The sequence below is a fragment of the Bradyrhizobium sp. USDA 4516 genome (assembly GCF_054055915.1).
This window is the reverse complement of the sequence record NZ_JBSRXT010000001.1, coordinates 7,656,250-7,668,549: the sequence shown is the minus strand read 5'-3', so window position 1 is coordinate 7,668,549 and position 12,300 is coordinate 7,656,250. Positions and strand designations below refer to the sequence as shown.

The following is a 12,300-nucleotide window of genomic DNA, read 5'->3' as shown; positions in this document are numbered from 1 at the left end:
TCAGGCGGAACGCTAGCCGGCGACCCGGCGCCCGTCGGTTCGGCGCGACTGCAGCTTCTTGAGGATGGGCGACAGGAACGACTCGCGGGCTTCGGCGAGATCGGGACGGCCGGTGAGGCGCTGCGCGATCTGCAGGAAAGTCCTTGTGGTGCGGTGACGCGCGGAGACTTCCGCGATCATCTGGCCGTTGTTGGCGGCTTCACCGAACAGCCTGCAGTCGAACGGGATCGCCGCGATCGGCTGGCTCTCGATCGTCTTGGCGAAATCCTTGACCTCGATCTCGGGTCGCTTCGACATGCCGACCTGATTCAGGCAGTAGAGCGGCGGGCGGTCGTTCGGACGCGCGGTCCTCAACAGGTTCATCATGTTCTTGGTGTTGCGCATGTTGGCGAGGTCGGGCTCGGCCACGATCAGGATATCGTCGGCACCGACCAGCACGCGTTTGGTCCAGGCGGTCCATTGATGCGGCACGTCGAGCACGATGCAGGACGTCGTCATGCGCATCGTATCGAAGATGGCATCGAACGCCTCGGCGCCGAAATCGTAGACCTGGTCGAGGGTGGCCGGCGCCGCCAGCAGGCTGAGATGATCGCCGCACTTTGCGAGCAGGCGTTCCATGAAGGCAGAGTCCGGACGCTCGGGCGAGAACACGGCGTTGGCGATGCCCTGCACCGGGTCCTGATTGTAGTCCAGGCCGGCGGTACCGAAGGCGAGGTCGAGATCGACGACGACCGAATCCAGCCCGAGGTCGCGTGCGATGGTCCAGGCGACATTGTGGGCAATGGTCGAGGCGCCGACGCCGCCCTTGGCGCCCGCGACCGCGATCAGGCGGCCGACCGAGACCGCTTCGGAGGCCGAGAACAGGCTGCAGATCGAGCGCACGATGTCGAGCACCTTGACCGGCCCGATGACGTAGTCGTTGACGCCGCGCCGGACCAATTCGCGATACGGCGCAGTCTCGCCGGCCGTGCCGAGCACCACGACGCGGGTGCCGGGATCGCAGACCGTGGCGAGCTCGTCGAGACCGGCGAGGAAATCATGATCCGGCTCGGTCTCGAGCATGATGACGTTGGGCGTCGGCGCCTTGTGGTAGGCGTCGATCGCCGCGGCGATGCCGCCCATATGGACCGAGAGATGAGCCTTGGCGAGCCGGCGGTCGTCGGCAGCCGCGCGTGCGTTCGCGGCGGTCGCGACGCTTGCGCAGAACGCCTGCACGGAAATCCGCGGCGCCGGCGCGATGTAATCGTTGGCGTGCTGCGGCTCGTCTTGTTGTTCGGTCATTTCGCGGCGTCGCTCAGCTTGGCTTTCTCGGCTTCGGGGTAGGCGGTCGCGGTCGACTCACCCTTGCGGTATTTATCGAACGCGATCGTACGGCGCGGCGTATAGGCTGCGGTCTCGGTTCGCGGCTGTTCGAGGTCGGACGGATTGGCGACCATCGCGGCAAGGTTACGCTGCGTGGCGCAGCCGAAATTGTCGTACTGCTTGTTCTGGTTGTAGTTCGGATTGTAGATCGAGGGACCGAGGTCGCTCGGCCACACTCCGCAGGGACCGGCGACGGCGGCCATCTTCGGATAGCTCAGCCGAATGGTCGCAAGCGCGCGCGGATCATCGAGATGGTAGGAGCGCTTGGTGATGGCATGGGCGGGTACGCCCATCGACGCCAGCAGGCCGCGGATCTCCTGATACACCGCCTGTGCCGAGCGCGAGTTCGAGCTGTCGGCCGGCACGTCGATCGCAATCGCGCCGGTGCCTTCGCGGCGCCAGGTGCGCGCCAGCCCCATGACGTCGTCGCGCTGCGCTTCGGTGAGGTTGCCGCGGGCGCGGCCGACGAAGACGACGATCGACTGTTCGCCCTCGGTCACCGCGATCGGATGCCGCTGCCGGTAGTCGTCGCCCACGGTGCCGGTGGCAAGATTGTCGCCCGTCAGATTGCAGCCGCCGAGCGCGATCGCGCTGACGACGACGGCGCCCAACAGCGACAGCGTCCTGGCACGACCGGCTTGTGTGTTGCGTGTCATCATAGGATCCCCCAACCCCTTCAGGTCCGCGCCTCAGTCGATGATGAAGCCGAAATTGACCGGCGTGGCGCCGATCGGCTCGCTGCGGGCGGCGACGCCGTAGATGCGATTGACGCGCGCCAGCAGTGCCGACTGCGCGTCGGAAGCCGGGGCAAATCCGTCGTCGGGACGGGACAGCTCCTTCTGCGCAACGGCGCGCACCACGTAGGGCGTCACGATGACCATGAGCTCGGTCTCGTTGTTGACGAAGTCCTGGCTCCGGAAGAGCTGGCCGAGGATCGGGATCTGATCGACGCCGGGCATGCCGTTGATGGCCTGCTTGGTCTGCTCCTGGATCAACCCGGCCATCGCGATCGAGCCGCCGGAGGGTACTTCCAGCGTGGTGTCGGCGCGGCGGGTCTTGATCGAGGGAATGGTCGTGCCGTTCTGGCCGCCGGTCAGGGCGTTCTCCATCGAGACTTCGGAGACCTCGGTCATCACCTTCAGGCTGATCCGTCCCTCGGTCAGCACCACCGGCGTGAAGTTGAGCGAGATGCCGAACTTCTTGAAGCTGACGGTCTGCACGCAATTGCCGATCGTGCCCGACGTCGTCGTCTGGCAGGTGACGCCGGTCGGAATCGGAAACTCGCCGCCCGAGATGAAGGTCGCCGACTCGCCGGAGATCGCGGTGAGGTTGGGCTCGGCCAGCGTCTTGACCACGCCCGCGCTCTCCATCGCGCGCAGCGTCGCCGTGACGGTCGGCACGCCGAGCTTGTTCAGGGCTGCGCCCGTCAGCCCGTTGTTGGGGGCGAGCGCACCGTTATTGGCGGTGAAGGCGTTGGCGTTGTTGAAGACCACCGCGGCGGTGCCGTAGTTCATGTTGGCGCTGAGGTCGACGCCGAGCTGCTTGACGACGTCCCGGCGGACTTCGGCGACGGTGACTTTCAGCATCACTTGGTCGCGGCCGCGGACCACGATGGAATTGACGACCTTGTCGGCGCTGCCGACCAGTTTGGCGGCGATGTCGCCGGCCTGCTGGGCCTCGACCGGGCTTGCCACCGTGCCGGTCAGGACGACGCTGTCGCCGACGCCCTCGATCTGGACGCCGGGCAGCATCTGCTTCAGCGCGGCGCGCATTCCGTTAAGGTCGCGCTTGATCGCGATGTCGTAGGAGGCGACCTGGTTGCCGTCGGCGTCGAAGAACACCACGTTGGTCTGGCCGACTGCCGCGCCGATGATATAGGCGCGCTGCGCCGAGCGGATCACGGCGTTGGCGATCTTGGGATCGGCGACCAGAACGTCCTTGGCCTCGCGCGGCAGATCGACCACGACCGACTTGCCAACGCCGAGCGAGACGGAGCGCGTCTTGGCGGCGATGCTGCTCGTCACCGCGACATCCGCGTTCTTGTCGGGATCGGCCGCGCTGGCAAGGGCAGGGATCAGCATCAGCGCGGTGATCGCCGACAATGACAGCGCGCGGACCAGCGTGGTCGACGTCGCCATTTGTTTCGCACCCGTCGTCATATCGAAGCCCCCATCACTTCTGTGTCGTCAGAGAGCTCGGGATGCCGAAGCGCACCACCTTGATGCTCTCGCCCCGCTTCGGGGCATGGTCGCTGGTCTCGTCGGTCTGCTCGTTGACGTCGGCGATGCTGCGCAGCGCCAGCGCCAGCGTTCCGCTCTGCCGGGCGCGCGCCAGCGTCTCGGCCTGTTCGGGCTTGAGCTCGAGGGTCACGGTCTTGCCGACGAGGGAGTTGTTGCCGTCCTTCTCCTTCGGCGCCTGGTCGATCGCCAGAACGCGGACGTTGGACAGCAGGATTTCAGTGGTGACGATATCGCGGCCGCCTTGCTGATCGGGATTCTTGTCGCGACGCGACAGGATCACATCGACGCGGTCGTTCGGCAGAATGAAGCCGCCGGCGCCCGTCTCCGGCGAGATTTCGGTGGAAATCGCGCGCATGCCGGAGGGCAGGATCGCGGCCATGAAGCCGCTTCCGTTGGCCTTGACCAGCTTTTGCTCGCGGATCGGTTCGCCGACGATGAAGGGCGCGCGTGCGATCGAACCGATGATGTCGTTCATGGCATTGGCGTTGGCGTCGTGACGGATGAACGCGCTGCTTGCAGTTTCGGCCGGCCAGCGCTGCCACTGGATGTCTTCGGCCTTGACCGATTGACCGAGCCCGATGTCGGACTTTGCGACCAGCACTTCGACGGTCGGCAGTTGCGCGACGGGCGGCGCGACCGGCGCCGGTTTGCGATCGCCAACGCTCGCGAGATACATGGCCGCGAGGCCTGCGACGCCGGCGATGCCGAGGACCACGATGCGTGCCGTTTTCATGCGATTGTCTGAATGCCCTTCACACAGGGCAATCGCGTCCTTGCGACACTGACAGCCCTTCCCGAGGCATCACTACGGCCGCAAAAGTATAAGGGAACTTGATGGAAGGTCCGGACAATTAAGGGATTGGTGGGGATGGTGAACGGCGAGTTATCGGCGCCGTTGCATCTCCGCAGAATCCCGGAGATCGCGCGTGCTTAAGGCGTACGACGTTGGTCGCAACGCGGCGTCAGCGCCGGTGGAGCGTGGTTAATGTCGTCTAACGTGGCAGGGCGCGAGGATCAGAGCGCGGCCTTCAACGCCGCAAATCCACGGTCGAGATCGGCCTTGAGGTCGTCGAGATTCTCGAGCCCGATATGCAGCCGCAGCGTCGGCCCGCCCGGCGACCATTTGGTCGCGGTGCGATAGTCGCTGCAGTCGAACGGGATGGCGAGGCTTTCGAAGCCGCCCCAGGAAAAGCCCATGCCGAACAAAGTGAGCGCGTTCAGCATTGCATCGACCGCGGTCTGTGGCACCGGCTTCAGCACGATGCTGAACAGCCCGGAGGCGCCGGTGAAGTCGCGTTTCCAGATCGCGTGCCCGGGATCGGTGTCGAGGGCAGGGTGCAGCACGCGATCGACCTCGGGCCGCGCGCCGAGCCAGCGCGCGATCTCGAGTCCGGAGCGGTGGTGCTGCGCAAGCCGCACCGATAGCGTGCGAACCCCGCGCAGCGCGAGATAGACGTCGTCGGGGCCGGCGCAGACGCCGAGCAGGCGGATCGCCTCCTGGATCAGCGGCCAGGCTTTCGCATTGGCTGCGATGGTGCCGAACATGATGTCGGAGTGGCCGCCGATATATTTGGTGCCGGCCTGCATGCTGATGTCGACGCCCTGTTCGAGCGAGCGGTGATAGAGCGGCGTCGCCCAGGTGTTGTCGTCGATCATGAGCGCGCCGCGAGCGTGCGCCACGGCCGATATCGCCCGCACGTCCGGCATCTCGAACGTCTGCGAGCCGGGCGCTTCGATCAGCACCGCGCGGGTGTTCGGCTTGAACAGCGTCTCGATGCCGGCGCCGATCAGCGGATCGAAATAGCTGGTCTCGATGCCGTAGCGCTTGAGCATGTTGTCGCAGAAATTGCGGGTCGGCCGATAGGCATTGTCGCACACCAGGAGGTGATCGCCGGTCTTGAGTACGGCGAGCAGCGTGGTGCTGATCGCCGCCAGTCCCGACGGGGCAAGGCCGACGCCAGCGCATTGCGGGCCTTCCAGCGCCATCAGCACGTCCTGCAGCGCCCGCGTGGTCGGGCTGCCGTGGCGGCCATAGGTAAATTCGGCGCGATGGGCGTGGAGGTCCTCCGCGGTCGGATAGAGCACGGTCGAGCCGTGAAACACCGGCGGATTGACAAAGCCCTTCTGGGCCTTGGTGTCGCGGCCGGCCGTGACCAGGCGGGTGGCGGCCTGTTGCGGGTGGGAGGGCGTGGAGCCGTCGGAGGAGGTCATGGAGCGCTGCCGTTAAACTTTAGACTTTTTGCCGCAGCCGTACCGCGTCGGGAAGACGGGGCCGGGCCGGGAGGTGTTACTAACAAGAGGTAGAAGACATGCGTCAACCCCTTGACCCGGCTCGTCAGTCGCTATGTGATGCGGCGCAACTACCAGTCGCCGCACGTTGAGGGGCCTGCCGCGACCTACGATCCGTTGCCTGACCGGTTTGCAGGTCAAACTGCCGGTCAAATCGGCATTTTTGCTGCAAGGGATCATTGGGATGGCCCGTGAACGCGAGGCGATCACAATGCAAACGTCCACCGGACGACCCTGAAAGGCCCCGCCCATGAAACGCGTATCCCTGGCTGTCACCCTCGCCGCTGCCGCCGCCCTGTCGGTCCAGGCCGCCTCGGCGCAAACCCTCAAGACGGTCAAGGACCGAGGCCAGCTGTCCTGCGGCGTCAGCGGCGGCCTGCCGGGCTTCTCGTCGCCGGACGACAAGGGGAACTGGACCGGCATCGACGTCGACATCTGCCGTGGCATCGCGGCGGCGATCTTCGACGATCCGTCCAAGGTCAAGTTCGTGCCACTGTCGGCCAAGGACCGCTTCACCGCGCTGCAGTCGGGCGAGATCGACGTGCTGTCGCGCAATACCACCTGGACGCTGTCGCGCGATACCTCGCTCGGCGCCAACTTCACCGGCGTGACCTATTATGACGGGCAGGGCTTTCTGGTGAAGAAGTCGCTGAAGGTGAACTCGGCGCTGGAGCTGAACAGCGCGTCGGTCTGCGTGCAGACCGGCACCACGACCGAGCAGAACCTCGCCGACTACTTCAAGGGCAACAACATGAAGTACGAGGTGATCGCGTTCGCCGGCGCCGACGAGACCGTGAAGGCCTACGAGACCGGCCGCTGCGACGTGTTCACCTCCGACGTGTCCCAGCTCTATGCGCAGCGACTGAAGCTCGCCAACCCGGCCGACCACGTCGTGCTTCCCGAGATCATCTCCAAGGAGCCGCTCGGCCCGATGGTTCGCCATGGCGACGACCAGTGGTTCGACATCGTGAAGTGGGCGCTGTTCGCCCAGATCAATGCCGAGGAACTCGGTGTCACCCAGAAGAACGTCGACGAGATGGCCAAGTCGGACAAGCCCGACCTCAAGCGCGCCTTCGGCACCGACGGCAATCTCGGTGAGCAGCTCGGCCTGACCAAGGACTGGTTCTCCCGCATCATCAAGGCCGTCGGCAATTACGGCGAGATGTACGATCGCAACGTCGGCGTCGGATCGAAGCTGCAGATCGCACGCGGGCTCAATAATCTCTGGAACAAGGGCGGCATCCAGTACGCGCCTCCGATCCGCTGATCGGCGACGAGGCGGCTGCGGCGATGACGACCGAGCCCCGAAAACCACCGCCTCAGTTCATCTTCCGCCTGAAGCGCGTGCTCGGCGGCCAGTCCGGCTGGACTGGCCTTGCCGTGCAGATCGTATTCGCGGCGGTGTTGGCCTGGGTCGCCTATGAGATCGTGGCCAATGCCCGCGCCAACCTGGAGACGCAGCGCATTGCCTCCGGGTTCGGGTTTCTCAAAAACAATGCGGGCTTTGATGTCAGCCTGAACCTGATCCCGTATTCGGGGTCGGACACCTATACGCGGGTGTTCTTCGTCGGCCTGCTCAACACGCTGCTGGTTGCGGGCATTGGCATCGTCTTCGCCACCATCATCGGCTTCATCATTGCGCTGTGCCGGCTGTCGCCGAACTGGCTGTTGGCGCGGCTCGGCGAGATCTATGTCGAGATCGTCCGCAATCTGCCACTGCTGTTCCAGCTGTTATTCTGGTACCTCGCGGTGCTGGCGGCGCTGCCGGGGCCGCGCCAGAGCATCTCGCTGTTCAACGCCTTCTTCCTCTCCAATCGCGGGCTGGTGATCCCGCGGCCGATCGGCGAGCCCGGGCTCGATCCGCTTCTGATCGCGCTCGCGATTGGCGTCGCAGGCGCGCTGGCGCTGCGCGGCTATGCGAGGCGGGCGCTGTTTCAACGCGGGCAGGCGATCCGGATCTGGCCCTATGTACTCGGCCTGCTGGCTGGCTTGCCACTGGTGACGATGCTGGTGTTCGGGCTGCCGGTGACCTTCGAGCTGCCGCAACTCAAGGGCTTCAACTTCGCCGGCGGCGCGCGGGTGATTCCGGAGCTGGTTGCGCTGGCGGTTGCGCTGTCGACCTATACGGCGGCGTTCATCGCCGAGATCGTTCGCGCCGGTATTCTGTCGGTCCATAGGGGACAGATGGAAGCCGGCTCGTCGCTCGGCCTGTCGCGCGGCACCACCTTGCGGCTGATCGTCGTGCCGCAGGCGATGCGCGTCATCGTTCCGCCGCTGACCAACCAGTACCTCAACCTGACCAAGAATTCGTCGCTGGCGGTCGCGATCGGCTATCCCGACCTGGTCTCGGTATTTGCCGGAACGACGCTGAGCCAGACCGGCCAGGCGATCGAGATCATCGCCATCACCATGGGCGTGTACCTGCTGATCTCGCTGGTCACCAGCGCGATCATGAGCGTCTATGGCTGGCGCATCAACCGGAGCCTTGGGGCATGACCGACGCCACCGCGTCATCCTTCGTCCGGCAGGATCTGGTGCCCGAACGCCGGGCGCCGGTGAAGACCACCGGCCTCGTCGGTTTCATCCGCACGCGGCTCTTGAATTCGCCGACCAACATCCTGCTGACGATCCTGGCGCTGGGGCTGCTCTGGTACACGATCGTTCCCGCGTTCAAGTTCCTGCTGGTCGATGCGGTCTGGAGCGGCAAGGACCGCAATGCTTGTCTCGCCGAGACCGCCGGCCGTCAGGTCGGCGCCTGCTGGCCCTACATCCAGGCCAAGCTCACCCAGCTGATCTACGGCTTCTATCCGGAAGCCGAACGCTGGCGCGTCAACCTGACCTTCGTCCTTGCGGCCGTCCTGTTGCTGCCACTCCTTATTCCGCGCCTGCCGGCGAAGGGCCTGAATGCGGGTCTGTTCTTCTTCGCGTTCCCGGCGGTCGCCTTCTTCCTGCTGCGCGGCGGCGGACTAGCCGGCTTCGGCGTCAGTTGGGTCGCGAGCCTGTTGCAGCTGTTCGACGACAGCATCGTCAATGCCGGTCGGGCGCTGGTCAATCTCAGCCGGAGTTCGGCGATCGGGCCGCTGCTGTGGGCCGTCGGCAATATCATCGTGCTCGTCGGCAGCCTGATCGGCTGGCTGATCTTTCCGCTGACCTGGCTGCGCGAGCAGCTCCAGATGTCGATCCAGCCGCTGTGGTTCGACTTCCTGCTGACCACGGCGATCGTCTCGCTGATCCTGTTTTTCCTCGGCGGCGGCATGCGAACCGGACAACGGGCGCTGCTCGGGAGCCTGGCGAGCTTCGCCGGCATCGCGATCGTGATCAAGCTGATGGGGCTCGACCGCGGCGGACTGCCCATCGTCGACACCAGGCTGTGGGGCGGCCTCCTGGTGACGCTGGTGGTGTCGGTCACCGGCATCGTCACCTCGATGCCGATCGGGATCGCGCTGGCGCTGGGTCGCCGCTCGACCATTCCGCTGATCCGGATCTTCTCGATCGCCTTCATCGAGTTCTGGCGCGGCGTGCCGCTGATCACGGTGCTGTTCTTCGCAACCTACATGCTGCCGCTGTTCCTGCCGGGCAACTTCAACGTCGACGGGCTGGTCCGCGCGCTGATCGGCATTGCGCTGTTTGCCGGCGCCTATCAGGCCGAGGTGGTGCGCGGCGGCCTTGCCGCAATCCCGCGCGGGCAGGGCGAGGCGGCGAGCGCGCTCGGCCTGTCCTGGTGGAAGACCACGTCGCTGATCGTGATGCCGCAGGCGCTGCGCCACGTCATTCCGGGTCTCGTCAACAGCTTCATCGCCCTGTTCAAGGACACCTCGCTGGTTTCGATCGTCGCACTGTTCGACCTCTTGGGATCGTTGCACGCGACGTTCTCCGATCCGACCTGGTCGACGCCGACCACGGCCTTTACCGGCTTCGCCTTCGCTGGAATGATCTACTTCGTGTTCTGCTTTGGAATGTCGCGCTACTCGCTGTTCGTCGAAAACCGGCTCAACGCTCACCGCCGCCACTGAACAAGGTCATCATGTCCACAACCCCGATCGTCAACATTTCCGCTCTCAACAAATGGTACGGCGACTTCCACGTGCTGCGCGACATCAACCTGGAGGTCGGCAAGGGCGAGCGCATCGTGATCTGCGGCCCATCCGGTTCGGGCAAGTCGACCCTGATCCGCTGCATCAACGCGCTGGAGGAATTCCAGGAGGGCGAGATCGTGGTCGACGGCATCGACCTCGGCCCGAACCTTCGCCGTGTCGACGAAGTCCGCCGCGAGGTCGGCATGGTTTTCCAGAGCTTCAACCTGTTCCCGCATCTCACCGTGCTCGACAATTGCACGCTGGCGCCGATCTGGGTGCGCAACATCCCGAAGAAGGATGCCGAGGCCACCGCGATGAAGTTCCTCGAGCGGGTCAAGATCCCGCATCAGGCCAACAAGTTTCCCGGCCAGATGTCGGGCGGTCAGCAGCAGCGCGTTGCGATCGCCCGTGCGCTGACCATGAACCCGAAGGTGATGCTGTTCGACGAGCCGACCTCGGCGCTCGACCCGGAGATGGTCAAGGAAGTGCTCGACACCATGGTCGATCTTGCCAAGGAGGGCATGACCATGCTGGTCGTGACCCACGAAATGGGCTTTGCCCGCGAGGTCGCCAACCGCGTCGTCTTCATGGACGCGGGCCAGATCATCGAATCGAACACGCCGCAGGAATTCTTCGCCAACCCGCAGCATGCGCGGTCGAAGCTGTTCCTGAGCCAGATTCTGCGGTGATTTCTGCCGTCATTGCGAGCCACCCGGTCGGCGCAAAGCGCCGCCGGATGACAGGCTCCGCGAAGCAATCCAATCCTCCGCATCGGAAGCATGGATTGCTTCGTCGCAATAGCTCCTCGCAATGACGTCTGCGGGGACGCATTCGCTCCCTAGACCAGCGGCAGCTCGATCTTGCTGCGCTTTTCCAGCCATTCCGGGACCGGCAGGTTCTTCGAGCGCATGAAGGCCGGGTTGAACAGCTTGGACTGATAGCGGTTGCCGGAGTCGCAGAGGATGGTGACGATGGTCTTGCCGGGGCCGAGCTGCTTGGCGAGCTGGATCGCGCCCGCGATGTTGACGCCGGTCGAGCCGCCGAGGCACAGGCCTTCGTGCTCCAAAAGCTCATAGATGATGGTCACCGCTTCCTCGTCGGAGATCAGGAACGCAGTGTCGACCTTCGCCGTCTCGACGACAGGCGTGACGCGTCCGAGCCCGATGCCTTCTGTGATCGAATCGCCCGGAGTCGATTTGACCTGCCCATTCTTGAACAGTTCGTACATCCCGAAGCCGTGCGGATCGGCGCAGGCGGTGACGATGGCCGGGTTCTTTTCCTTCAGGTAGCGGCTGATGCCGGCGAGCGTGCCGCCGGTGCCGACCGAGCAGATGAAGCCGTCGACCTTGCCGTCGGTCTGCTGCCAGATTTCCGGTCCGGTCGAGTCGTAATGCGCCTTGGGATTGTCGAGGTTGTTCCACTGGTCGGCAAACAGCACGCCGTTCGGTTCGGTCTTGCGCAGCTGCTCCGCGAGACGCCTGCCGAGATGCTGATAGTTGTTCGGATTGGCGAAAGGCAGCGCCGGCGCCTCAACCAGCTCGGCACCGCACAGCCGCAGCATGTCCTTCTTTTCCTGGCTCTGCGTCTCCGGAATGACGATCAGGGTGCGGTAGCCGCGCGCACTCGCCACGACAGCAAGCCCGATCCCGGTATTGCCCGCGGTCGACTCGACCACGAGGCCGCCGGGCTTCAGCGTGCCGCGCCTCTCGGCCTCCAGGATCATCCATTTGCCGGCACGATCCTTCACCGACTGGCCCGGGTTCATGAATTCGGCCTTGCCGAGAATGGTGCAGCCGGTCAGTTCGGACGCGCGTTTCAGCTTGATGAGCGGGGTGTTGCCAATCGCTTCGATGACGTCTTTGTTGAATATCATGTCGGGGAATTTCTTTGCCGGGCTGGGTCTTGCTTGGCGAACCTAGTGTGCTGATCGAAAAAGGGAAGGGCTTTTGCACTGCGGCAAAAGACGGGTTCAACACGCTTGACCTCGCACGCGCGGATGTCTCGAGCTTGGGGAGAACGCCGTTTTGCGGCGGTCGGGTCGGCCAGCAGAATCATCCTGTGGTCAGCGGTTTTGCATGAGTTGCGCGCTCTCGGCCAATCAAAACCTGACGGCGCGGTGCGCAGTGGCGCGAGTCTGGCGCCGCGCCGGCACATCTTGCGGATTCAATGCAACAGGAGCCGAGAAATCCCCATGAAATCTTTGTAAGAATCGTGACTTCCGGCACCGGGCCGAAAAGCGCGGAAATGCCGTAAAAAATAGGGAAAAGTCGGCATTCAAGGTAGCCACGAATCGCTTGTGATGCGACGCCGCGCAATTGTGACGGGGCTGTCCG

The 12,300-nt window shown here is 64.6% G+C and carries 10 protein-coding genes; 4 read left to right on the top strand and 6 right to left on the bottom strand.

Annotated elements, in window-relative coordinates; translation table 11 throughout:
• Positions 1–12: 12 nt before the first annotated feature.
• The 5 genes from ACVI1L_RS35285 to metC all read right to left on the bottom strand — a co-directional run bounded on the left by ACVI1L_RS35285 (position 13) and on the right by metC (position 5,813).
• Positions 13–1,281, bottom strand: a complete 1,269-nt coding sequence (locus ACVI1L_RS35285; protein WP_168858549.1) for an AAA family ATPase — start codon at positions 1,279–1,281, stop codon at positions 13–15.
• Positions 1,278–2,018 carry a CpaD family pilus assembly protein gene (locus tag ACVI1L_RS35280; protein WP_456784990.1) on the bottom strand — a complete coding sequence of 247 codons (741 nt, stop codon included), beginning with the start codon at positions 2,016–2,018 and terminating at the stop codon, positions 1,278–1,280. The genes ACVI1L_RS35285 and ACVI1L_RS35280 overlap by 4 nt, the downstream gene beginning before the upstream one ends.
• Before the next feature lie 33 nt (positions 2,019–2,051).
• Entirely contained in the window at positions 2,052–3,500 is a 1,449-nt protein-coding gene (locus ACVI1L_RS35275) for a type II and III secretion system protein family protein (RefSeq protein WP_057016554.1), read from the bottom strand.
• A 34-nt stretch (positions 3,501–3,534) separates the two neighbouring features.
• A complete protein-coding gene (gene cpaB / locus ACVI1L_RS35270; RefSeq protein WP_456784989.1) occupies positions 3,535–4,335 on the bottom strand; it encodes a Flp pilus assembly protein CpaB in 801 nt (266 codons plus the stop codon).
• Positions 4,336–4,616: 281 nt separating this feature from the next.
• Positions 4,617–5,813 (bottom strand): cystathionine beta-lyase, encoded by a 1,197-nt coding sequence (gene metC, locus ACVI1L_RS35265; protein WP_057016556.1) that lies wholly within the window; start codon positions 5,811–5,813, stop codon positions 4,617–4,619.
• Positions 5,814–6,141: 328 nt separating this feature from the next.
• Between metC and ACVI1L_RS35260 the strand changes: the two genes are divergently transcribed.
• The 4 genes from ACVI1L_RS35260 to ACVI1L_RS35245 are packed head-to-tail and all read left to right on the top strand — an operon-like array spanning position 6,142 to position 10,656.
• A complete protein-coding gene (locus tag ACVI1L_RS35260; protein WP_028339759.1) occupies positions 6,142–7,158 on the top strand; it encodes an amino acid ABC transporter substrate-binding protein in 1,017 nt (338 codons plus the stop codon).
• A 23-nt stretch (positions 7,159–7,181) separates the two neighbouring features.
• A complete protein-coding gene (locus ACVI1L_RS35255) occupies positions 7,182–8,387 on the top strand; it encodes an amino acid ABC transporter permease (RefSeq protein ID WP_253639788.1) in 1,206 nt (401 codons plus the stop codon).
• Positions 8,384–9,904, top strand: coding sequence for an amino acid ABC transporter permease (locus ACVI1L_RS35250; protein WP_456784988.1), 1,521 nt, complete (start codon positions 8,384–8,386; stop codon positions 9,902–9,904). Before ACVI1L_RS35255 ends, ACVI1L_RS35250 begins: the two co-directional genes overlap by 4 nt.
• Before the next feature lie 11 nt (positions 9,905–9,915).
• Complete coding sequence (locus ACVI1L_RS35245; RefSeq protein ID WP_028331915.1) at positions 9,916–10,656, top strand: amino acid ABC transporter ATP-binding protein; 741 nt, start codon at positions 9,916–9,918, stop codon at positions 10,654–10,656.
• 149 nt (positions 10,657–10,805) lie between these two features.
• Here ACVI1L_RS35245 and ACVI1L_RS35240 read toward each other — a convergent pair whose 3' ends face one another.
• Positions 10,806–11,840, bottom strand: coding sequence for a cysteine synthase A (locus ACVI1L_RS35240; RefSeq protein ID WP_076828754.1), 1,035 nt, complete (start codon positions 11,838–11,840; stop codon positions 10,806–10,808).
• Between the last annotated feature and the right edge of the window lie 460 nt (positions 11,841–12,300).